Below are 23,647 nucleotides of genomic sequence, written 5' to 3' on the forward strand. Positions count from 1 at the left end.
TCGTGCTTTCCTGGGAAGAGATCGGCGTCACCCTGTTCATCACCTCGGTCAACGCCATCACGCTGCCGCGCCTGATGTGGATGGGCCTGCGCGACAATATTGATCCTGCGATCGCCGCACTGTCGGTAATCCTGATCATCATCACCGTGCTGGCGTTGGCGGTGCGGAGCCTGGTGGCCAGGCAGCGTGGCGCGCTCTAGACAAACCTCACCGAGACGCGCCCGAACCTGCCCAAATCGCCGATGACTTCGTCACCGGGCTCTACGCTGATCGGCGTCACGCAGGTGCCTGTAATCACCATTTGTCCGGGCTCGAGCGCTATGCCGAGGCCCGACAGTTCATTGACGATCCATGTCAGCGCGATGCGGGGGTCGCCCAACGCAGCCGCTCCGGTCCCGTCATACCGCGTCTTCCCGGACACGAAACCGACCACCGTGTGCTTGGCGAGGTCCACGTCGCGCCAATCGTCATCCGCGGCCTCGCCGATGACAAACAGATTGGCACAGGCGTTGTCGGCTATCAGCTGCGGCGCGCCGACGGCGCAGAAATCGTCATATCGCGAATCCGGTACTTCGATCGCCGGGTGCAAGGTCGCCACGGCCTCCATGACCTCGGCGATTTCATAGGGTGCTGGACGAGGCGGTAGCTGGCGGCCGAAACGGAAAGCGAATTCGATCTCGGCCACGCGCATCTTGCTTGTCGCCAGGGAAACGGTGCCGCCGACCTCGACCGATTTTTCGGCGAGAAGGCGCCCCGCCATCGGCCCGTCGACATTGATGTGCCTTTGTCCGGCAAGACTGGTCGCGGCGATCTTCCAGCCGAATAGCGGAGCCGACGAACGATCCACCACATGCGACTGGATGGCGTAGCCATCCATCCGTGTCTGTGGCCGCAAGGCCTGGGGGATGGCGTCGAGGCGGGTGCCGTTGTCCCAATGGCCGACCAGCAAACGCGACGCGGCTCTGGACTTTTCTGGATCAAGCATCGTTGCTCCGAACTCAAGAACGCCCCACTGCCCGGAGCTAAGCGGGCCACTGGCCAGGACGGAAGGTCCGAAATTGGAGCCCGTTCCTCATGTAGCAACGATAGGGAAGCAGGAATCGAGAGTCCACATCCATGCCATTGGCGAGCGGCATGGCTGGACTCCAATTTCAGGAAGCGTCGGCGTCATCATCGAGTTGCTGGCGCTTGCACTTCGCGCTTTCGTGGTTAGGTTGCCCGGCGTTGATTGATTGTGGAGAAGCGCGCCGCGATAAACCGCAGGGCCGCGACAATGAGGAATGACGATGACCGCGTCCATCGACTTGCAGCAGGCATTATTCCAGAGGTTGAGAAGCGATAAATCGCTGTCGGCGTTGCTGGGTGGGGCAGGCCTTCTTGAACAGCCCGCCGACAATGTCGCTTTCCCCTATGTGACCTGCGGCCAAACCAGGGCCTTCGACTGGGACACCGGCGCCAAGGATACAGCCGATCAGCTGATCACCTTGCACGTCTGGTCGAAGGCCAATGGCGACGCCGAGACACAGGCCATCATGGAGCGCATCAAGGCGCGCCTCGCCGACGCCGTGCTGGTTATCGGGCCGCGTGGACAGACACGCCTTGTGCTTGAATTCTCCGAGGCCCGTTATGACGAGGACCTGTTGGTGCATCACGGGTTGCTGCGCTTTCGCGCGATGACGCAGGAAAATGCCTGATGCGCCTTCAATATGGGTGAAACTGGGTCTAGACTGGAAAGCCGCGATTTCACCGGGTTGGTCCGCGAAATCGCCGGTAGGTGTCTCGCGTCGCAGGGGGTAGCGCGCATGTTTTCATCGGCGTTCACTGTTCATTTCACGTTCAGCACCGACGCGTTACAACGCCGGCCATGAACACGCTTGGCTGCCATTTCCGAACCGCGACGCTGGCGCTCTGTGCCGCGGGACTTTTCGCGTCATCGCAGGCGATGGCGATGCCAATTGTCGCGCCGGATCAGGTCAGCCCGATCGTGCTAGCCGCGTCCGATTGCTACGCGATCGGCCAGCAGGTGGCCGAGCAGAATGGCGGAACGCTGGCCAAGGCCTCGCAGTCGACGCGGGGCGGCCAGCCGGTCTGCGTCATCGTCGTGCTGGTGCCGGGCAAGGACGGCCAGCGCCCGCGCCGTTCCGAGATCGTCGTGCCGCAGAACTGACCCCCGTTTCCCAAGGTCGTCGGAATCGGGCAGTATCCAAGGCAATCTTCCATCTAACCAAGCACTTCAACAGGTATTGATCTCCGCATGCGCGTACTCGTCGTCGAGGATGACAAGGATCTCAACCGGCAGATAGCGGACGCGCTCGTCGATGCCGGCTACGTCGTCGATCGTGCCTTCGACGGCGAGGAAGGCCATTTCCTCGGCGACACCGAACCCTATGACGCCGTCGTGCTCGACATCGGCCTGCCGCAGATGGATGGCATCAGCGTGGTCGAGCGCTGGCGTCGCGGCGGCCGCAAGATGCCGGTGCTGATCCTGACGGCGCGCGACCGCTGGAGCGACAAGGTGTCCGGCATCGACGCCGGCGCCGACGACTACGTCACCAAGCCATTCCACATCGAGGAGGTCCTGGCGAGGGTCAGGGCCTTGATCCGGCGAGCCGCCGGCCATGCGTCGTCCGAACTGACCTGCGGCCCGCTGCGCCTGGACACCAAGGCGTCAAAGGCCGATGTCGACGGCGTGCCGCTGAAACTGACCTCGCACGAATTTCGCCTGCTCGCCTATCTGATGCATCACATGGGCGAGGTCATCTCGCGGACCGAGCTGGTCGAACATCTCTACGATCAGGATTTCGACCGCGATTCCAACACCATCGAGGTGTTTGTCGGACGGCTGCGCAAGAAGATGGGCATCGACATGATCGAAACCGTGCGTGGCATGGGCTACCGCATGCGTGAGCCGGAGGCGTAACTCGGAACCGCTCAAACCATCCGCAAGGACGTCGCTTTCGCTGCGCTGGTGGCCGCGTTCGCTGACGTTCCGCGTGATCGCCTTCTCCACGGTCTGGGCGATCCTGACCCTTGTGGTCATCTTCACCCTGATCACCACGCTCTACCGCCAGGCCAGCGAACGCGGCTTCGACAGCCTGCTTTCGGCGCATCTGTTCAACCTGATCGGATCCATCGGCATTTCCGACAGCGGCGCGCTCACCGGCGCTCCCGACCTTGGCGATCTTCGCTTTTCGGAACCGGCTTCCGGCTGGTACTGGTCGGTCGAGCCGGCATCGGAAGGTGTGCATGGCAACCTCCACTCGTCATCGATGACGAAGACCATCCCCTCGCCGAGCGTCGCCGCCGTGCCGTTCAATGCCAGCTTCCAGCGCAGCTACGCGACCGAAGGCATCGACGGCGAACGGCTCGAAGTGTTCGAGAGCGAATTCGTCCTCGACGCCAAGAACCGCGCCGCCCGTTTCCGCGTCATGGGCAACCAGAGCGAACTTGAACAGGAAGTCGGCAGCTTCCAGCGCCGGCTGCTCACCTATCTCAGCCTGTTCGGCGTTGGTATGATCGCCATCAACGCCATCGCCATCCTGCTCGGCCTGCAGCCGCTGCGCAGGGTCAGGAATGCCCTTGCCATGGTGCGCGAGGGCACCGCGCAGAGGCTTGACGGACATTTCCCGGCCGAGATCGAACCCTTGGCCAACGAGACCAATGCCTTGATCGAGAACAACAGACGCATTGTCGAGCGCTCGCGAACCCAGGTCGGCAATCTCGCCCATTCGCTCAAGACGCCGCTGGCGGTCCTGCTCAACGAGGGCCGGGCGCTTGGCGGCGCCAAGGGACAGCTGATCGCCGACCAGGCCGCCTCGATGCAAAAGCAGGTCGAGCACTATCTGCAGCGCGCCCGTGTCGCGGCGCAACGCGACAGCGTCGTCTACCGCACGCCCGTGACGCCGCTGGTCCAGCGCATGGTGCGGGTCCTGCAAAAGCTCAATCCACGCACAGACCTGTCACTGACATTGCCTGCCACCGAAATCGTCTTCGCTGGCGAGCGTGAGGACCTTGAGGAATTGCTGGGCAATCTTCTCGAGAATGCGATGAAATGGGCACGGAGCGCCGTCTCGGTCCGGGTGGTGCCTTTGGTCGGCAAGGAGGGCCTGTTCGAGATCGGCATCGAGGATGATGGCCCGGGCATCCCGGAGGACAAGGCGCGCGAGGCACTGAAGCGCGGGAGACGCCTGGACGAGACAAAGCCCGGATCGGGTCTCGGACTGGCCATTGTCGCCGACCTCGTCAACGAGTATGGAGGCGTTCTGGCGCTAGAACGGTCCGACATGGGCGGATTGAAGGCGGTGGTGCGATTACGGAGCCTTCAGTGATGTATTTCGAGGCCAATCGAAGGGCTGGACGCGCCAAGGGACGGGCGGCAGGCCTGTTGGTCCCGACGCGGCCGGGAGCGGCCAAATTTCCGACAAATATCAATACTATGGCCACGCCGACGTCTCCGATGACGCGGCCCCCGGCGCATCCAAGGCAGGCTCCAATGCAAGAGAACCGGTTGTTGGCATGAAGATTCGCGTCGCGCTTGTTTCCGCTCTGCTGGCAGTTTCCGGCTGCACGACCTTGGGTGGCAAGGGCCCGAGTGTGGCGCCAACGCTCGCCGCCGTGCCGCCTTCCGGCGGCAAGGTCAACACGACGATCATCTCCGCGATGGGCGGAGGCCTCATAAGCGGGTCGATCGGAAACGGTCTCAGCGACGCCGAGAAGCGCAGCGCGCTCGAGGCTGAATACAAGGCGCTGGAATACACGACAAGCGGCCAGAAGGTGGCGTGGAAGGGCGCGCAGGCCTCACGCTATGGCGAGGTGGTTCCCGCCCAGCCCTATCGTGTCGGTTCGCAGGACTGCCGCCAGTACACCCAGACGGTGTTCACCGGCGGGGCAGGGGTCACGGCACGCGGAACCGCTTGCCGCAACGCCGACGGCAGCTGGACGCCGCTGACCTGACAACCGACCGTCCGGTGGAATCCGGCCGATTGATGTCGATCAAGGACGTGCGGCGCACCCGCCGTCAAAGCGTCGCAGGATGCGTGTGTTGGCAGGGCGGGGCTCTGCCCTTATTGGAAGAGCCATGCTGTTCTGGGTCATAGCCGCAATTCTCACGCTGGGCGCCAGCCTGGCGGTGCTGTTGCCGCTGGCGGCGGGTGCCAGATTGGCGTCGTCGAGCCGTGATCATGATCTCGCGGTCTATCGCGATCAGTTGGCGGAGCTTGACCGGGACGGAGCCCGCGGCCTGATCAAGCCGGCGGAGGCGATCGAGGCGCGCGCCGAGATCGCGCGCCGCATATTGCGTCTCGACAGCGCGGATCCGGCCGGCAAGGCCAACCCCGGCAAGGCCTCGGTCACCGCAAGGCTGGTGGCGACGGCCGCCGTGCTCATCGTGCCCCTCGTCAGTTGGGGCCTCTATGGTCAGCTTGGCTCGCCTGACCTGCCGTCGCAGCCGCTCAGCGAGCGGCTGGCCAAGAACCCGGCCGACAGTTCCGTCGACGAACTGGTGGCGCGGGCGGAAGCCCATCTTGCCGCCAACCCATCCGACGGCAGAGGCTGGGATGTGCTGGCGCCCGTCTACCTGCGCATGCAGCGCTTTTCCGACGCGGCCGCGGCTTATCGCAATGCCATTCGTCTCGATGGCGACAGCGCGGCCCGACAGGCCGGCCTTGGCGAGGCCATCGCCGGCGCGGCAGGTGGCATTGTCTCGGCCGACGCCCAGGATGCCTTCGAGGCGGCGCTGAAGCTCGATCCGGCCAATGCGAAGGCCCGCTTCTATCTCGCCGTGGCGCTGGCGCAGGAGGGCCGCGGCAAGGAGGCGGTCGAGGCCTGGCAGGCAATGCTGGGTGGATTGCCGCCGGATTCACCCTGGCGCGACGCGGTCCAGCAGGCGCTGGCGAAATCCGCGAGCCCCGAGGTCGCGGCGGGAGGCGCGAATGGAGCCGACGCCGGCGACGTCGATGCCGCTTCCGCCATGTCGCCGGCCGACAGGCAAGCCATGATCGGCACCATGGTAGCCGGCCTCGACGAGAAACTGCGACAAAATCCGCGCGACCCGGAAGGGTGGATGCGGCTCGTTCGTTCCTATGTCGTGCTGGGCAAGACCGATCAGGCGCGCGACGCGCTGGGTCGCGCTATTGCCGTCTTTGGAACCGACAGTGACGAAGCCAGGAAATTCACCGCCTTTGCCGCCTCGCTTGGCCTGACGGCAACGGAGTAGAACATGACACGCAAGCAGAAAAGACTGTCGGTGATCGTCGGCGGATTGGCCTTCCTGGGCGCGGCCACCGGGTTGACGTTCTACGCGCTCGGCCAGAAAGCGTCCTATTTCTACATGCCGGCCGACCTCACCACCGCCAGCGTGGCGCCGGGGCAGCGTATCCGGCTCGGCGGGCTTGTCGAAAAGGGCACGGTCCAGCGCGGGCAGGGCGCGACGGTCGCATTTTCGGTCACCGACACCCAAAAATCCGTCAAGGTGACCTACACCGGCATCCTGCCCGACCTGTTTCGCGAAGAGCAGGGTGTCATCACCGAAGGGACTTTCGGTCCAGACGGCGTTTTCGTCGCCGACAGCGTGCTGGCCAAGCATGATGAGCGCTACATGCCCAAGGAAGTGGCCGATGGCCTTAAGGCAAAGGGCGTATGGCAGGAGAGCAAGAGTGAATAGGTCTGCCCACAGCACAAGAGTGAACCGCGGGCATGGTTGAAACCGGACATTTCGCCCTGGTCCTGGCGTTCGCGCTTTCCCTGGTGCAGATGATCGTGCCACTGTTTGGCGCGCGCCTCGGCAACCAGCGCCTGATGGCTGTCGGCGGTCCGGTCGCGGTGACCGGCTTTGCCCTGACGGCGCTGTCTTTCACGGCATTGGCGAGTGCCTATGCAAGCTCCGATTTCTCGGTGGCCAGTGTCTGGGAAAATTCGCATTCGCTGCAGCCGCTGATCTACAAGATCACCGGAACATGGGGCAATCATGAAGGCTCGATGTTGCTCTGGGTCCTGATCCTGACCTTCTTTGGCGCGCTTGTCGCTGCTTTCGGATCCAACCTGCCGGCAACGCTGCGCGCCAATGTCCTTGCCGTGCAGGGTGCCATCGGCGCCGCCTTCTTCCTGTTTATCCTGTTGACGTCCAATCCCTTCGTCCGGCTCAATCCCGCGCCGATCGAAGGGCGCGATCTCAATCCGGTTCTGCAGGATCTCGGCCTCGCCATCCACCCGCCGCTGCTCTATCTCGGCTATGTCGGTTTCTCGATCTGCTTTTCCTTCTCGGTCGCCGCCCTCATCGAGGGGCGCATCGACGCCTCCTGGGCACGATGGGTGCGCCCATGGACGCTGCTTGCGTGGATGTTCCTGACCGGCGGCATCGCGATGGGCTCGTACTGGGCCTATTACGAACTCGGCTGGGGCGGCTTCTGGTTCTGGGACCCGGTCGAGAATGCCTCCTTCATGCCCTGGCTGGCGGGCACGGCGCTGCTGCATTCGGCCATCGTCATGGAAAAGCGCTCGGCGCTGAAGATCTGGACGCTGCTGCTTGCCATCCTGACCTTTTCGCTGTCGCTGCTCGGCACCTTCCTGGTGCGTTCGGGCGTGCTGACTTCGGTCCACGCCTTCGCCAGCGATCCGACGCGCGGCGTCTTCATCCTCGGCATCTTGACGCTGTTCATCGGCGGATCCCTGGCACTGTTTGCTCTGCGCGCCTCCCGGCTGACGGCCGGTGGCCTGTTCCACCCGATTTCGCGGGAAGGCGCGCTGGTGCTCAACAATCTGTTCCTGACCACGGCGACCGCGACCGTTTTGGTGGGCACGCTCTATCCGCTGGCGTTGGAGGCGCTCACCGGCGACAAGATCTCGGTCGGGGCGCCGTTCTTCGACCTGACCTTCGGCCCGTTGATGCTGCCGCTTCTGGCCCTGGTGCCGTTCGGGCCTCTACTGGCCTGGAAGCGGGGCGATGTTTTCGCCGCGTCGCAACGCCTGATGGCCGCCTTTGCCACCGCGCTTGCGGCGATGCTGGTCACCGCCTTGTTTATCGACGGCGCATCGGTGTTCGCCGCCCTCGGCATCGGCCTTGCCGTCTGGCTGGTCGCCGGCGCGCTCACCGACCTCGCCGTCAAGTCCGGAGTCGGATCGGTTGCACCCGCCGTGATGTTCAGGCGCTTCGCCGGCCTGCCGCGTTCGGTCTTCGGCACTGCATTGGCCCATCTCGGCCTCGGCCTGACATTGCTCGGCATCGTCGCCACGCTCTCCTTCGGCACCGAGAAGATCCTCAGCATGCGCGCCGGCGAGACGGTCGAATTGTCCGGCCATACACTGCGTTTCGTCGGGCTCTATCCTGCGCAGGGGCCAAATTACAGCGAGGACCGGGGCCGCTTCGAGCTGATCGGTGCCGGCGGCAGTCCTGTCGGCGAAATCAGCTCCGCCAAGCGTTTCTTTCCGGTTCGGCAGACGACGACGACGGAGTCCGGCATCAAGACGCTCTGGTTCAGTCAGCTCTACCTTTCGCTCGGTGATGAAGGCAAGGACGGCTCAGTCGTGGTGCGCCTGTGGTGGAAACCGCTGGTGACGCTGATATGGGGCGGCGGCCTGGTGATGATGGCGGGCGCCGCCATGTCGCTGATGGACAGGCGCCTGCGCGTCGGCGCGCCGTCCCGCCGGCGCAAGCAGGCCGAGGCAGCCGCGGGCGTGCCATGAGCGCGAGACGTTCGCTGGCCTCGATCATCTTGCTGGTGACGCTGCTCTTGCCCGGCACGGCCATGGCGGTGAAGCCCGATGAGATGCTGGCCGATCAGGCGCTCGAGGCGAGGGCGCGCGCGCTGTCGGAGGGACTGCGCTGCATGGTCTGCCAGAACCAATCGATCGACGAGTCCGACGCCGACCTCGCCCGCGACCTGCGCATCCTGGTGCGCCAGCGCCTCGTGGCCGGAGATACGGACCAGCAGGTCATGGACTACGTTGTCTCGCGCTATGGCGAATTCGTGCTGTTGAAGCCGCGTTTCGACCTGCGCAATGCGTTGCTTTGGGGCACTCCTGTGCTGCTTCTGCTGGTGGGGGGCATTTTCATCGTGCTGTCGGCGCGCTCGCGCCGGAGCCTGGCGACGAAATCCCTCTCCGCAGAAGAGCAGGCATCGCTGGACGCGATATTGCGCCGGGACTGAAGGCCTCGGCCGCCCAACATTACCAAAGTTTCATGCCTCGGAAATGGCGCCGTAATGTGCGCCGCTCTAAGTCTCTCCTCCGATGATGCCTATCAAGCGCATCCATTTGAAAGAGGATACGAGATCCATGAGTATTGCCCCCAATTCAAATTCCCCGACCCGCAAGCGTCTCATGGCCGCTGTCGCTTCCATCGCGGTTGCCGGTGCGATCGGCGTTGGCGCGCTGACGACCGGAACAGGCCCCGTCCTGGCGGATGCCGTGCGCGTCGAGGCGCCGCAGGTTCCGGGCTTCGCCGATGTCGTCGAGCGTGTGTCGCCCGCCGTGGTGAGCGTCAAGGTCAAGGCCAAGATCAGTCCGGCGGCGGACGACGGCTCCGACCAGTCCGATGATCCGGACGGCATGGACAACATGCCCGACAACCCGCAGTTGCGCCGCTTCTTCAAGGAATTCCGTGGCTTTGGCGATCAGAACGGCCAGGGCGGCGGCAACAGGCGGTTCAGCCACCGCGACCGCAGCCACGACCAGCCGCGGCCGGTCGCCCAGGGTTCCGGCTTCTTCATTTCCGATGACGGCTATCTCGTCACCAACAACCACGTCGTGTCGGAAGGCTCTGCGTTCACCGTCGTGATGAGTGACGGCAAGGAACTCGACGCCAAGCTGATCGGCACCGATTCACGCACCGATCTCGCGGTGCTAAAGGTCGATGGCGTCGGCAAGTTCACCTATGTCGATTTTGCCGACGATTCCAAGGTTCGCGTCGGCGACTGGGTGGTGGCGGTCGGCAATCCGTTCGGCCTCGGCGGCACCGTGACCGCGGGCATTGTCTCGGCCCGTGGCCGCGATATCGGTGCTGGCCCGTATGACGACTTCCTCCAGATCGATGCCTCGGTCAACCGCGGCAATTCGGGTGGCCCGACCTTCAACCTCAACGGCCAGGTCGTCGGCATCAATACCGCGATCTTCTCGCCTTCCGGCGGCAGCGTCGGCATCGCCTTCGACATTCCAGCTTCCACCGCCAAGCAGGTGGTGCAGGACCTGATGAAGAGCGGCAGCGTCCAGCGCGGCTGGCTTGGCGTCGAGATACAGCCCGTCACCACGGATATTGCCGAATCGCTTGGCCTCAAGTCTGAAAGTGGAGCCTTGGTCTCCAGCGCCCAGGACAACGGTCCCGGCAAGAAGGCCGGCATCACCGCCGGTGACGTGATCACCCAGGTCGACGGCAAGGACGTTGCCTCGCCGAAGGAACTGGCACGCCTGATCGGCGCCTACTCGCCCGGCAAGTCGGTCGACGTCACGGTCTGGCGCGACGGCAAGAGCCAGACGGTCAAGGTTGATCTCGGCACGCTTCCCTTGAGCGACAAGCAGGCTTCGGCCGCCGACCAACAGCAGCCCGCCGCTCCGGCAAAGCCGGATACGCTGGCCGATCTCGGCCTGACCGTCACCAAGTCGGAAAACGGCAAGGGTCTCGTGGTCACCGATGTCGATCCCGACAGCGACGCCGCCGATCGCGGCATCCAGCCGGGCGACGTCATCACCGCCGTGAATTCGAACGAAGTGAACGGCATCGAGGACGTTTCCAAGGCCATGGCCGATGCGGTCAAGTCCGGCCGCAAGGCCGTGCTGATGCAGATCACCCGCGACGACAACAACCGCTTCGTTGCGCTGCCGGTGGCCAAGGGCTGACGCCTCGTCCGAAGCCGGTATCCGGCTTCGGGATCCGACTTTTCCAGTGCGGCGGCTTCAACACCCCCGAGCCGCCGCACGGAAAGCAAGGAGGAGCGCGCGTTAGTCAGTCATCGCGCTTTCCCCCGGCGGCAGCGGGCTCCCATCGCCCGCTGCCGCGCCATCGGCCATCTCGATCAGCGGTCCTGCCGCTCGGGACAAGGATTTAATCGCGTACGGCCTCGAATCATCTTGGTCGCGTTGCGCTTGGCAAAGGCCATGATGCGGATGTCTGCCACTCAACCTTCCGGCGAAATCGCGTATAACAGTCCCATGAAGATTCTCGTCATGGAAGACGACCGCGAGGCTGCGGATTACTTGCAGAAAGCCTTCACCGAGGCTGGTCACACCGCGCATGTCGCCGGTGATGGCGAAACCGGTTTCGCGCTCGCCGATGCCGGCGACTATGACGTGATGGTCATCGACCGGATGATGCCGCGCCGCGACGGCCTGTCGGTGATTGCCGGTCTTCGCTCCCGCGGCAACACCACGCCGGTGCTGATCCTCTCGGCGCTGGGCGAGGTCGATGATCGGGTGACCGGCCTGCGCGCCGGCGGCGATGACTATTTGACCAAGCCCTATGCCTTCTCCGAGCTTCTGGCCCGCGTCGAGGTGTTGAACCGGCGTGCCGGCGCCAAGGAGTCGGAAACCGTCTATCGCGTTGGCGACCTGGAACTCGACAGACTTTCGCATTCGGTCCGCCGCGCGGCGCGCGAGATCACGCTGCAGCCACGCGAGTTCCGGCTGCTCGAATATTTGATGCGCCATGCCGGCCAGGTGGTAACGCGCACCATGCTGCTTGAAAATGTCTGGGACTATCATTTCGATCCGCAGACCAACGTCATCGACGTTCACGTCTCGCGGTTGCGCGGCAAGATCGAAAAGGGTTTCGACAAGCCCATCCTGCACACGGTTCGCGGCGCCGGCTATATGCTGAAGGGCGGCTAGGCCCAAGCATGGCTCTTTCCGTGCCAGCCATCATGAAGACGACGGCAGCGCGGCTTTCGGCGCTCTATCTCCTGCTCTTCGCGCTCTGCGCCGTTCTGCTTGTCTTCTACATGACCTCGCTGTCGGCGCGCATGCTGACCGCGCAGACGCAGGAGACAATCAACGACGAGGTGCTCGGTCTCGCCCGCGCCTACCAGCGCGGCGGGCTGCCGATCCTGGTGCGCGTGGTCGAAAACCGCTCCCGTCAGCCTGGCGCCAACCTCTATCTGATCGCCGACACCAATGGCCAGATCCTGACCGGAAATGTGCAGGCCCTGGAACCTGGTGTGATCGATACCGAAGGCTGGACAACCGAGCCGTTCTCCTACAAGCGCTTCGGCGAAGGCGAGCTTGACCGTCTGCGCGGCGGGACCTCCGACCAGACGACGCCTCCTGCAACTGGCGACAACACAACTCAGCAAGCTAAAGGCGAGAAAGGTCACAACGCCATCGCCCTGGTGCTTCGGCTGCCCAATCAGATGATCATGCTCGTCGGCCGGGACCTCGGCGAGCCGGAAAGATTTCGCGCCGTTATCCGTCGCGCCCTGATGCTGGCACTTGGCATGATGGGGCTTGGCGGCCTGCTGATCTGGTTTTTCGTCGGCCGCGCCGCGTTGAAGCGCATCGACAGCGTTTCCGAGGCAAGCCGCCGCATCATGGGTGGCGATCTTTCGGGACGGCTGCCGGTCACTGGCGCGGGAGACGAGTTCGACCGTCTTTCCGAGAACCTCAATTCCATGCTGGCCAGGATCGGCACGCTCAACGAAGGCCTGAAGCAGGTCTCCGACAACATCGCGCATGATTTGAAGACGCCCTTGACGCGCCTGCGCAACCGCGCTGAAGCGACGCTCTCGGGCACGCACAGGGCCACCGACTACCGTCAGGCGCTGGAAGCGACGATTGTCGAGTCCGACCAGCTCATCAAGACCTTCAGTGCCATCTTGATGATCTCACGGCTGGAGGCTGGATATTCATCCGAGAACACGATCCGGGTCGATCTGGCGGCAGCGGTGCGCGATGTCGTCGAGCTCTATGAGCCGGTGGCGGAAGAGGGAGGCGTCTCGCTCGAAGCAGAGGTGAACGGCACCTTCATTGTCGTGGGCAACAGGGAACTGATCGGCCAGGCGCTGTCCAACATCGTCGACAATGCGATCAAATACTCGACCGACTCCACGTCCAAGCCTGCCGTTCGCGTGACGCTTGAGCGCACTGGCGGTGAGATCAGGCTTTCCGTGATCGACAATGGCCAGGGTATTCCCGACGACACGGACCGTGCCCGGGTCACCGAACGGTTCGTGCGTCTGGAGAAGAGCCGTTCGCAGCCTGGCTCGGGGCTCGGTCTCAGCCTCGCCAAGGCGGTCATGACATTCCACAAAGGCCGGCTTGATCTGTTGCCTGGCAACCCCGGACTGTCCGTGGTCATGAGTTTTCCGGCGCGGGAGGATCACTGATGAGCAGGGCCGCCGCAGGGCGTGTCGATACGCACTGGCTTCTGAAGCCGACGGCGAGCCTTGCTCCGCTTGACGAAAACCGCGCGCGGCTGGAACTGGCCGAGATCGCCGCGGCGGCACGGGAGGAGGGTCTGCCTCGGCTGGCCGAATTCCTGGCAGGCAACGGTGCGGCCCAGGACTTTCTCGCAGCGGTCTTCGATCTGTCGCCATTCCTGCGAGACACGGCGCGGCGTCGGCCACGGATCCTCGACGGACTGTTCGACATGACGGTCGAGGCCCGGCTGAAAGCGATCGGTACGGAGATCGACCAGGTGCATTTGACCGAGGCGATCTCGGAATCTGGCCTGATGATGGAACTGCGCCAATGGAAGGCCGAGGCGCATCTCCTGATCGCGCTGGCCGATCTTGCCGGCGAAGCCGAAACGAAGCTGACGGTGCGGCGGCTGAGCGACCTCGCTGAAGCCTGTACCCGCGCTGCGGTCGATTTCCTGCTGCGTGATGCGCACGGCCAGGGCAAGCTGAAGCTTCCGGATCTTGACAATCCGTCGAGGCAGTCAGGCTGGATCCTGCTTGGCATGGGCAAGCTCGGCGCGCACGAGCTGAATTTCTCCTCCGACATCGACCTCGTGGTTTTCTTCGATCCGGAAGCGTCCGCCATTCTCGATCCACTCGACGCCACGGAGCTGTTCTCGCGGCTGACGCGGCGTCTCGTGCGCATCCTCCAAGACCGCACCGAGAACGGCTATGTCTTCCGCACTGACCTGAGGCTGCGCCCCGATCCCGGTTCGACGCCGCTGGCAATTCCGGTCGAAGCCGCGCTGCGCTACTACGAAGCGCGCGGCCAGAACTGGGAACGCGCGGCGATGATCAAGGCGCGTCCGGTGGCCGGGGATCAGGCGGCGGGCGGGGCCTTCCTCAAGGAGCTTCAGCCCTATATCTGGCGCAAATACATGGACTACGCGGCCATAGCCGACGTCCATTCCATCAAGCGCCAGATCCATGCGCACAAGGGCCACGGCCAGATCGCCGTGAAGGGCCACAACGTCAAGCTCGGCCGCGGCGGCATCCGCGAGATCGAGTTCTTTGTCCAGACCCAGCAGCTCATCGCCGGCGGCCGTTTTCCAGAACTGCGCGGGCGCGAGACCGTGCCGATGCTCGGCCAGTTAGCGGCGCGCGGCTGGATCACCGCCGAAGCGCGCGATGCGCTCGCCCGCCAGTACTGGTTCCTGCGCCGTGTGGAACACGCCGTGCAGATGGTCGCCGACGAGCAGACGCACACGCTTCCCGAAGACGATGAAGGGTTGGAGCGCATTGCCCGCATGCTTGGCTTCGCCGATGCGGATGCCTTTTCCCAGGCATTCCGCGCCTCGCTGCAACAGGTCGAGCGCCATTACGCCGCGCTGTTCGAGACCGCCCCGGAACTGTCGACCGGCATCGGCAATCTGGTCTTCACCGGCGATGTCGATGATCCCGACACGTTGCAGACGCTGCACGGCCTCGGCTTCCAGCGGCCAAGCGACATCTGCCGTGTCATCCGCGGCTGGCATTTCGGCCGCTATCGCGTCACGCAGTCGGCGGAAGCGCGCGAGAGGCTGACGGAGTTGACGCCGGCGCTGTTGCGGTCCTTCGGCCAGACGCGACGCGCCGACGAGGCCCTGATCCGCTTCGACGAATTTCTCGCCGGTCTGCCGGCCGGCATTCAGCTGTTTTCACTGCTGCAGTCCAATCCGGCCCTGCTCAAGCTCCTGGCCACGATCATGGGCGCGGCCCCCCGTCTGGCGGCGATCATCACGCGCCGGCCGCATGTCTTCGACGGCCTGCTTGACCCGGCTCTGCTGACGGAACTGCCGGACCGCGCCTATCTGTCGGGGCGGCTTTCCGCCTTTCTCGAAGGCGACAGGGCCTATGAGGACGTGCTCGACCGGCTGCGCATATTTGCCTCGGAGCAGAAATTCCTGATCGGCGTCAGGCTGCTCGCCGGCTCGATCGATCCGGCCCGTGCCGGCCACGCCTTTTCCGATCTCGCCGATCTCACCATCGAGGCGGCGTTGCGGGCGGTGACCACCGAATTCGCCGCACGCCACGGCAAGATCGCCGGCGGCATGGTCTCGCTGCTTGGCATGGGCAAGCTCGGCAGCCGCGAGCTGACCGCCGGCTCGGATGTTGATCTCATCCTGCTCTATGACCACGAGGCGGACGCCGACGAGTCCGATGGGGACAAGCCGCTGGCGCCGTCGCACTACTACACCCGCATGACGCAGCGCCTGATATCGGCTGTTTCGGCGCCGACCGCCGAAGGGGTACTCTACGAACTCGACCTGCGGCTGCGGCCATCCGGCAACAAGGGTCCGGTGGCCACCCACATCGATGCGTTCAAAAAGTACCAGCGCGAACAGGCCTGGACGTGGGAGCACATGGCGCTGTCGCGCGCGCGCGCCATTGCCGGCGATGCCAGCCTGTGCAGCGAGGTTGAGGCGGAAGTTGCCGCGGTGCTTGGCCAGCCGCGCGACGCGGCGAAGGTGAGGTCCGAAGCCGCGGAAATGCGCGCCATGATCGAGGCCGAAAAGCCGCCGCGCGACCTCTGGGACATCAAGCTCATTCCAGGCGGTCTGATCGATCTCGAATTCATCGCCCAGGTGGCTGTCATCACCGGGCAGGTCGAGGCTGGACCGCGCAGCACGGGAACCGCCGAGATCCTGTCTCGCCTGGCGCCTCGCTTCGCCAATACCGCGGTCAGGCAGGACCTCGTGGATGCCTATGCGCTCTATCTGGCGCTGACCCAGATGACCCGGCTGTGCCTCACTGGAGCCTTCGAGCGCGACGACGTTCCGCCGGGGCTTTCGGATCTGCTTCTGGCGGTGACAGACCTGCCGGATTTCGGTGTGCTGGAAGCACACCTCAAGGAGACGTCGCGGAAGGTCAGGACGGATTTCGACCTTCTGCTGCGGGCCGGACGACCGTGATGAACGGCTGGCCGGTGAGCATCGGGGGTGACGGTGCAACAGGAGAAGACCATGAGAAAGACCAAACTCGCATTCGCGTTCATCGCCCTGGCCGGAGCCGTCGGCACGGCGGCCTATGCCGAAAACATTGACGGCGGCAGCATGGGTGGCCGCCCGATGATGCGCCTCAACAAGGCGATGAAGGATTCGCACGGCAGCATAAGCTTCGACCAGTTTTCCAATGTGATGGACTCGCGGTTGAAGAAACTTGTCGCCGACAATGGCGGCAAGCTCACCGTGGAGCAGCTCGCCGAGGCGCTGGAGAAGGCGCGTTACCAGCGGATGGCCAAGCGCATCATCGCGCGTTACGACGGCAAGGACGACGGCACGCTGACGAGCGACGACATCGGCAGCCGGGAGAAGAAGATCTTTGCCATGCTCGACAGGAACGATGACGGCAAGATCGAAAAGGGCGAATTGCCGAAGGGAGGCCGCTTCGGCAATCACCGGCAGTGGAATGGCGGCGACATGCAGTAGGGAGAGCCAGTGGAGCTCCCGCCCTCCGATTGAAGGACTGGCTCCGGCGGCAGATGTCGCCGGAGCCACGTCCGGGAATAGCCCTGACCGTCTATCAGGCCGCCGCCTTCACCGCGGGCATGGCCTTCTTCACCGGGATGCGCACCGAAACGATGGTGCCGACACCTTCTGTCGAACGGATCTTCAGCGCGCCGCCTTGAAGCTCGGCCAGCGACCTCGAAATCGCGAGGCCGAGACCGGACCCGGCGTGGTTCTTGGAGAACTGGTTCTGCACTTGTTCGAAGGGCCGCCCGAGCTTGCCCAGCGCTTCCTTGGGGATGCCGCAGCCATTGTCCTCGATTGTCAGGACCAAGGCGCCTGATGTGTTGCGTGCCCTGACCGATATCTGGCCGCCCTGGCCGGTGAATTTCACGGCATTGGAGAGAAGGTTGATGATGATCTGCTTGACCGCCCGGCGGTCGGCGAACAGCGTCAAGGCGTCGGCGATGCGCGTGTTGACGGTAATCGCCTTCTGCGCCGCTTGCAGCGAGACGACACGCACTGTTTCGCTGATCAGCGGACCGAGGTCGATCTCCTCCCGGTCCAACGAGAATTGGCCGGCCTCGATCTTGGACATGTCGAGAATATCGTTGATGACGCCCAGCAGATACTTGCCGCTGCTGTTGATGTCGGTGGCGTATTCCTCGTAGCGCTCCGATCCCAGCGGACCGAACAGCCCCTGTTCCATCAGTTCGGAGAAGCCGATGATGGCGTTCAGGGGCGTGCGCAATTCATGCGACATGTTGGCCAGGAACTCGGATTTGGCCCGGTTCGCCGCTTCGGCGCGTTCGGTCTCCTTCATGTATTTGCGGTTGAGGTCGACCAGTTCGCGCGAGCGCTCCTCTTCGGCCCGTCGCGCGAGGCTGAGATCATGGATCGTCGCCATCAACCGGCGCTCGCTGTCGACCAGCTTGTCCTGGTGCAGCTTGATCTGGGTGATGTCGGACCCGACCGAGACGATGCCGCCATCACGGGTCCTCAGTTCGTTGACCTGCAGCCAGCGGCCGTCGGCCAGCTGTCGCTCGAATGTGGCGCCGCCTTGGAGACCGCTGGTGTTGGCGAGACGCCGCTCGGAAGCAAAGGCCAGCATGCGGTCCTCCAGCACCGTGCGCGGGGTGCCCGGCATCACGTCACGGTCCGAAAGCCCGTTGTCCTGCTGGTACTTGGAGTTGCACATGATCAAGTGCTGGGCCGAATCCCACAGCACGAAGGATTCATTGATGTTCTCGATCGCCGTCCTGAGGCGAAGGTCGGCCGCCTCGGAACGCAGCGCCAGATGGCGTTGCTCGGTGACGTCGACGGCGATGCCGATCAGTTGGATCTCCGGCGCTTCGGGATCGATCACCTGGGCCCTGGCGCGCATCCATACCCATTGGCCATCGGCATGCCGCATCCGGAACACCTGGTCGATATGGTCGATCTCGCGGGCAACGATCCTGTTGGCGAGTTCGAACAGGTCGCCGTCCTCGGGATGGATGATCTCGTCGACCTCTCCGAAAGACAGCATCGTGTTGCAGGGCTCGTAGCCGAGCATGTCGTACATCGAACGCGACCAGTACATCTTGCCGCGCACCATGTCCCAGTCCCACAAGCCGCAGCGGCCGCGAACCAAGGCCATGTCGATGCGCTGATGGGCTTCGAGGTAGATGCGGTCGGCCGCCTGCGCGCGTGAAGCCTGGCCGAAATAGGCGTAGAGAATGATGATCAGCACGCTGGCCGTCAGCACGAACAGCGTCACGTTGAGCGAGACGGTCTTGCGCCAGGCGTCGTAAACCGCATCCTGGGGAACCAGCGCCGCCGCGGCCCCTTTGCGATCATTCGCCAGGCTGACGGCCGCGTACCAATCCTGCCCGCCGATATTGACCTCCATGACGCCGGCGCGATCGCCGAACATGAACAGGGGCTGGCCGCCCTGGACGAGACCGTCGAGCGAATGGCCTTGCCACGGCACGGAGCGCGGTGTCACCGCCACGATCTTGAAAGCGCTGTCGGTGATGACGAGCACATGGCTGCGACCCATCGCTCCCTGGCGGCTGGTGGTTTCCAGCAGGTCCTGGATGGCGCCCGGCACCGTGTCGGACGTGGTGGCGAGCGAACTGGCCAGTTGCCCCGCCGCCAGCGTGAGAATGGCCTTGGCGTCGCGCTCGACATCGTCCCGCTCGTTCATCAGCGACAGCACCCGCAGCGCCGCGATAACGACGAGGAACGTGATGATGAGGGCCGGTATCGATCGGCGCAGCAGCGGCTCGGCGGCCAGAAGCCGCCGGTAGGCCGGCTCGGCGATGAGCCGCGTGTTGCCGGCAAGGCCGTCGCTTCGCGTTTCGCGATGCGCAAAGGCCTTCCCTCCGGGCGCGCCCCACGCGTCCGCCTTCGCCATAAATGGCACTCCCCGAATTTGCCTATGCTGCTTGGTGATCCGGCAAACGCCGCACTTCCGAATCGTCAGTAAAGAATCAAAGGTGATTCGCCTTGTCCAGTGGCGCGGCGAAAAAACATTAAAAATCGACTAAAATAATGGACATTTCGAGATTCTGACCCCTAGGCAAGCGTGCGCTCCACGATATCGCGCAGATCCGCCGACAGATTTTCGGTATTGGCGATCGCAAGCAGAGCCTCCCGGGCCTTGGCTTGGCGGCCGGGTTCGAGCGAACGCCACGACCTGAGCGCCGTCGCCAGGCGTGCCGCCACTTGCGGGTTGCGTTTTTCCACCTCGAGCACCATCCGCGAGAAGAACCTGTAGCCCTCGCCATCCGCGCGGTGGAAGCCGATCTGGTTGGCGCTGAAGAATGTGCCGATCAGCGAGCGGACCCGATTCGGATTGGACATAGAGAAGGCGGGATGAGATGTCAGCGCGCGCACTGTCTCGACGGTTTGCTGGCCAGGCACGCTGGCCTGGATCTGGAACCATTTGTCCATCACCAGGGCGTCTGACCCGTATGATGTCTCGAAAGCCGCCAGTGCCGTGGTGGCTTCGTGCGAACCGTGGTGGCGATGCGCAAGCACGGCTAGTGCCGCCGCGCGGTCGGTCATATTGGTCGCCGAATGGAAATGTTCGGCTGCGAGCGCCGCGCCGCCCGGCAACAGGGCTAGATAGTCCAAGAGGGTGTTGCGCAGGGCGCGCCGCCCGGCGCTTGTCGCGTCGGGGCTGAACGCGGCCTTGTCGGCAAGGCTATCGTAAAGCGAGGAAAATGCTCCCTGGTTGGCGCTGCCGATGGCCAGGGCCAGCGCCTCCCGTGCCGTGTGAATGGCGTCCGGATCGATGTTCTTTCCCATATCGCGCGCGATGTCCGCTTCGCCGGGCAGCCCCAGTGCGAGTGCCCGGTAGGCCGGCTCCAGCGTCTCGTCGCCGGCGATGTCGCCGGCCAGTTCGGTCAGGCGTCGGGCGAAAGCGTGTTGCTTGCTGTCGAGGGTGTGGCGGACGGCCGCGATCAGCGTGTCGGTCAGCAGCGTGTTGAAGGCCTGCCAGCGGGAAAAGGCATCGCTGTCATGGCGGGCGAGGAAGAACTGGTCGTCGGCCTTTTGCTCGACCGACAGCGTCACCGGCGCAGAGAAGCCGCGATTGAGCGATAGCGCGGGGCGCTCCGACACGCCTGAGAAACGCACGATGTGTCGGCGCTTGCGGATGTGGATGACGCCGTCCTCGACGCTGGCGCCCTCGACGCCGCTATACGCCACGGGCTCGCCGCCGGCGCCGATCAGGCCGAAGGCGAGCGGGATGTGCATCAGCCGCTTGCGGCTTTCGGATGGTGTCGGCGGCACCGACTGCTCGATCTCCAGGGTAAATTCCCGCGCAACCGGATTATGCTTGGAACTGACGGTCAGATTGGGCGTGCCGGCCTGATGGTACCAGAGCGAGAACTGCGACAGATCACGGCCCGAGGCATCCTCGAACACCCTGATGAAATCCTCGATTGTCGCTGCTTCACCGTCATGCCGCTCGAAATAGAGATCCATGCCGGCGCGGAAGGCGTCGCTGCCGAGAATAGTGCGGATCATGCGCACCACCTCGGAACCCTTTTCGTAGACAGTCGCCGTGTAGAAATTGTTGATCTCGCGGTAGCGGCGCGGCCGCACCGGATGCGCCAGCGGCCCTTGGTCCTCGGGAAACTGGTGGGCGCGCAACGTGCGCACCTCGGCGATGCGCTTGACCGCGCGCGAACGCTGGTCGGCGGAGAACTCGTGGTCGCGAAACACCGTGAGCCCTTCCTTTAAGCAAAGCTGGAACCAGTCGCGGCAAGTGATTCTGTTGCCTGTCCAATTGTGGAAATATTCATGGGCGATGATCGCCTCGATATTGGCGAAATCGGCATCCGTCGCTGTTTCCCGGTCGGCCAGCACATACTTGTCGTTGAAGACGTTGAGGCCCTTGTTCTCCATCGCGCCCATGTTGAAATCGGACACGGCGACGATGTTGAAGACGTCGAGGTCGTATTCCCGGCCGAACTTCTCCTCATCCCACTTCATCGACCGCTTCAGGGCGTCCATGGCGTAACCCGCCAGCCGCTCCTTTCCGGGCTCGACATAGATGCCGAGCTCGACGTTGCGGCCGGACTGGGTGACGAAGCTGTCGGCCACCTTGCCCAGATTGCCGGCCACCAGCGCGAACAGGTAGGATGGCTTGGGGAATGGGTCGTGCCATCCGGCGTAGTGCCAACCGTCACCCAGATCGCCCTTGTCGACAGGGTTGCCGTTGGAAAGCAGCAGGGGCGCCTCGTCGCGCAGGGCCTCGATCCGCACCGTGTAGACCGACAGGATATCCGGCCGGTCGAGGAAATAGGTGATGCGTCGAAAGCCCTCGGCCTCGCATTGGGTGCAGTAGACATTGCTGGACCGATAAAGGCCCATCAGGGCCTCGTTGCCGGCCGGCGCCAACTCGGTTTCCATGGTGAGCTGGAAAACGCGCGCGGCTGGCGGCTGCAGGATGGTCAGTTGGTCAGGCGTCATCAGGAGGTCCGCCTGCTCGACGGACTTACCGTCGATCTCGATGCGCTTGAGCGTCAACCCGTCGCCATCGAGCACCAGGGGCGCCGAGGTCGCCGTTGCTTCACGGCGTTCGATCGTGAGAACGGCGGTCACGCGGGTGGCGTCAGGGGAGAGACGGAAGGTCAGGTCGGTTCGTGGAATGAGGTAATCGGTGGGGCGGTAGTCTTCGAGCCTGAAGACCTGGCCTGTGTCCGTGCGCATTCCGTGGGTTTTCCCGTCGACTGTGTTGGACGCGGATCGTTTCCGCCGGCCCAAAAATTTGAAGTCCGCGCTCTTTACACGAAACGGTCTCTCGACAAAACTCAGGCAATGCCTATTTCAGGCATTCCCTCTCCCGTCATCATCACGAGGCATCCATGACCGTCGTCACGCCGAAATTCGGAATGGGCGCCTCGGTGCTGCGGCGCGAGGATGCCGCCTTCATCCAGGGGCAGGGCCGCTACACCGATGACATCCAACCGGCTGGCGTCCTGCATGGCTATGTCGTGCGCTCGCCCGTCGCGAAGGCAAGTTTCACGATCGGCTCGACCGAGGCGGCGAAGGCGGCCGCCGGTGTCCACCTCGTGTTGACCGGCAAGGACCTCGCTCATCTGGGGGATCTCAAGTCCGGCGCCATGCAGGCGCAGCCAGACGGAACCAAGGCGCTGACGCGCGACATTCCGGTGTTGTGCCGCGACCGCGTCGCCTATGTCGGCGATGCCGTTGCCTTCGTTGTCGCCGACAGTCGCACCCTGGCGCAAGATGCCGCCGAACTGATCGATGTCGATTATGATGGCGAAGACGCCGCTTCCGGCACCGCCACGGCGCTTGCTGAAGGCACGCCGCTGGTTTGGCCGGAGCTCGGCTCCAACCGCGCTTTTTCCTATCAGATGGGCGACAAGGCCAAGACCGCGGCGGCTTTCGCCAAGGCTGCGCACGTCACCCGCATCGAGTTCGTCAACAATCGGCTGGTCTGCAACTATATGGAGCCGCGCTCGGCCATCGGCGAGTGGAACGAGCGGGAAAACCGTTTCGTGCTGACCACCGGGTCGCAGGGCGTGCATTCGATGCAGAAAATCCTTGCCGGCCTGTTCAACATCAAGAAGGATCAGCTGCGCGTCATCACCCCGGATGTTGGCGGCGGTTTTGGACCCAAGAGCTTTGTCTACCGTGAATATCCGTTGGTGCTGGAGGCGGCAAAGCGGCTCGGCCGTCCGGTCAAATGGGCCGGCGATCGCACCGAGCACTTCCTGACCGACGCGCAAGGCCGCGACAACGCGGTGACGGCCGAGATGGCGCTGGACAAGGATGGCCGCTTTCTTGGCATGAAGGTGGAGCTGCTCGCCAATATCGGCGCCTATGTCTCCCAATATGGGCCGTTCATTCCCTATATCGGGGTCACCATGTCGACCGGCGTCTACGACATCCAGGCGCTCGATGTCTCCGTGACCGGCCTTTACACCAACACGTGCCCGGTCGATGCCTATCGAGGCGCCGGGCGGCCGGAAGCGGCTTTCCTGCTGGAAAAGCTGGTCGATGCGTGCGCCCATGATCTCGGCCTGCCGGTGGACGAAATCCGCCGCCGCAATTTCATCCGGCCAGAGCAGTTTCCCTACCGCACGCAGACCGGCCGCCTCTACGACAATGGTGAATTCGCTGGCCATATGGACCGCGCCATCGAACAATCCGAATGGAAAGCGTTTCCGCAGCGGCTCGCCCAGTCGAAAGCCGAAGGCAAGATCCGGGGCGTCGGAATGGCGACCTATATCGAGGCCTGTGCCTTTCCCGGTTCGGAACCGGCCTTCGTCGAACTCAATGGCGACGGCTCCGTCACGTTGAAAATAGGCACCCAGACCAATGGGC

18 protein-coding genes and 1 pseudogene are annotated in these 23,647 nt (G+C 63.9%); 16 read left to right on the forward strand and 3 right to left on the reverse strand.

Annotation, left to right across the window (positions count from 1 at the left end; genetic code table 11):
- Positions 1-200 (forward strand): annotated as a pseudogene (locus WC739_RS15395) (ABC transporter permease); the annotation flags it as partial.
- Here WC739_RS15395 and WC739_RS15400 read toward each other — a convergent pair.
- Complete coding sequence (locus tag WC739_RS15400) at positions 197-985, reverse strand: 2-keto-4-pentenoate hydratase (RefSeq protein WP_372953891.1); 789 nt, start codon at positions 983-985, stop codon at positions 197-199. The pseudogene WC739_RS15395 and the gene WC739_RS15400 sit on opposite strands and share 4 nt — an antisense overlap.
- 301 nt (positions 986-1,286) lie before the next feature.
- Here WC739_RS15400 and WC739_RS15405 point away from each other — a divergent pair, with 301 nt between their 5' ends.
- From WC739_RS15405 to WC739_RS15470, 14 genes are all read left to right on the forward strand, one after another.
- Entirely contained in the window at positions 1,287-1,694 is a 408-nt protein-coding gene (locus WC739_RS15405; protein WP_372953892.1) for a DUF3168 domain-containing protein, read from the forward strand.
- Between the two features lie 170 nt (positions 1,695-1,864).
- Positions 1,865-2,167 carry a hypothetical protein gene (locus tag WC739_RS15410; protein WP_372953893.1) on the forward strand — a complete coding sequence of 101 codons (303 nt, stop codon included), beginning with the start codon at positions 1,865-1,867 and terminating at the stop codon, positions 2,165-2,167.
- A gap of 87 nt (positions 2,168-2,254) precedes the next feature.
- Positions 2,255-2,920, forward strand: a complete 666-nt coding sequence (locus WC739_RS15415) for a response regulator transcription factor (protein WP_372953894.1) — start codon at positions 2,255-2,257, stop codon at positions 2,918-2,920.
- Positions 2,904-4,328, forward strand: a complete 1,425-nt coding sequence (locus WC739_RS15420; RefSeq protein WP_372953895.1) for an ATP-binding protein — start codon at positions 2,904-2,906, stop codon at positions 4,326-4,328. The genes WC739_RS15415 and WC739_RS15420 overlap by 17 nt, the downstream gene beginning before the upstream one ends.
- Before the next feature lie 187 nt (positions 4,329-4,515).
- Positions 4,516-4,953, forward strand: coding sequence for a hypothetical protein (locus tag WC739_RS15425; protein ID WP_372953896.1), 438 nt, complete (start codon positions 4,516-4,518; stop codon positions 4,951-4,953).
- A gap of 124 nt (positions 4,954-5,077) precedes the next feature.
- Positions 5,078-6,214 carry a c-type cytochrome biogenesis protein CcmI gene (ccmI, locus tag WC739_RS15430; RefSeq protein WP_372953897.1) on the forward strand — a complete coding sequence of 379 codons (1,137 nt, stop codon included), beginning with the start codon at positions 5,078-5,080 and terminating at the stop codon, positions 6,212-6,214.
- 3 nt (positions 6,215-6,217) lie between these two features.
- Entirely contained in the window at positions 6,218-6,661 is a 444-nt protein-coding gene (ccmE, locus tag WC739_RS15435; RefSeq protein WP_372953898.1) for a cytochrome c maturation protein CcmE, read from the forward strand.
- A gap of 32 nt (positions 6,662-6,693) precedes the next feature.
- Positions 6,694-8,679 carry a heme lyase CcmF/NrfE family subunit gene (locus tag WC739_RS15440; RefSeq protein WP_372953899.1) on the forward strand — a complete coding sequence of 662 codons (1,986 nt, stop codon included), beginning with the start codon at positions 6,694-6,696 and terminating at the stop codon, positions 8,677-8,679.
- Positions 8,676-9,143 carry a cytochrome c-type biogenesis protein gene (locus WC739_RS15445; protein WP_372953900.1) on the forward strand — a complete coding sequence of 156 codons (468 nt, stop codon included), beginning with the start codon at positions 8,676-8,678 and terminating at the stop codon, positions 9,141-9,143. Before WC739_RS15440 ends, WC739_RS15445 begins: the two co-directional genes overlap by 4 nt.
- A 127-nt stretch (positions 9,144-9,270) precedes the next feature.
- Positions 9,271-10,827, forward strand: a complete 1,557-nt coding sequence (locus WC739_RS15450; protein WP_372953901.1) for a Do family serine endopeptidase — start codon at positions 9,271-9,273, stop codon at positions 10,825-10,827.
- 312 nt (positions 10,828-11,139) lie between these two features.
- A complete protein-coding gene (locus tag WC739_RS15455) occupies positions 11,140-11,814 on the forward strand; it encodes a response regulator transcription factor (RefSeq protein ID WP_372953902.1) in 675 nt (224 codons plus the stop codon).
- 8 nt (positions 11,815-11,822) lie between these two features.
- Positions 11,823-13,304, forward strand: a complete 1,482-nt coding sequence (locus WC739_RS15460) for a sensor histidine kinase (protein WP_372953903.1) — start codon at positions 11,823-11,825, stop codon at positions 13,302-13,304.
- Entirely contained in the window at positions 13,304-16,267 is a 2,964-nt protein-coding gene (locus WC739_RS15465) for a bifunctional [glutamine synthetase] adenylyltransferase/[glutamine synthetase]-adenylyl-L-tyrosine phosphorylase (RefSeq protein ID WP_372953904.1), read from the forward strand. Before WC739_RS15460 ends, WC739_RS15465 begins: the two co-directional genes overlap by 1 nt.
- A gap of 51 nt (positions 16,268-16,318) precedes the next feature.
- Positions 16,319-16,783 carry a hypothetical protein gene (locus WC739_RS15470; protein ID WP_372953905.1) on the forward strand — a complete coding sequence of 155 codons (465 nt, stop codon included), beginning with the start codon at positions 16,319-16,321 and terminating at the stop codon, positions 16,781-16,783.
- 94 nt (positions 16,784-16,877) lie between these two features.
- Here WC739_RS15470 and WC739_RS15475 read toward each other — a convergent pair whose 3' ends face one another.
- Together WC739_RS15475 and pepN are read right to left on the reverse strand one after the other, a co-directional pair.
- On the reverse strand, positions 16,878-19,199 hold the full coding sequence (locus tag WC739_RS15475; protein ID WP_372953906.1) for a PAS domain-containing sensor histidine kinase: 2,322 nt from the start codon (positions 19,197-19,199) through the stop codon (positions 16,878-16,880).
- Positions 19,200-19,360: 161 nt separating this feature from the next.
- Positions 19,361-22,006: an aminopeptidase N gene (pepN, locus tag WC739_RS15480; protein ID WP_372953907.1), complete on the reverse strand. Its 2,646-nt coding sequence runs from the start codon at positions 22,004-22,006 to the stop codon at positions 19,361-19,363.
- A 155-nt stretch (positions 22,007-22,161) separates the two neighbouring features.
- Here pepN and WC739_RS15485 point away from each other — a divergent pair.
- The coding region (locus WC739_RS15485; RefSeq protein ID WP_372953908.1) for a xanthine dehydrogenase family protein molybdopterin-binding subunit at positions 22,162-23,647 on the forward strand (1,486 nt) is incomplete at its 3' end.

Source organism: Mesorhizobium sp., from assembly GCF_041661565.1.
Taxonomy (GTDB): Bacteria; Pseudomonadota; Alphaproteobacteria; order Rhizobiales; family Rhizobiaceae; genus Mesorhizobium.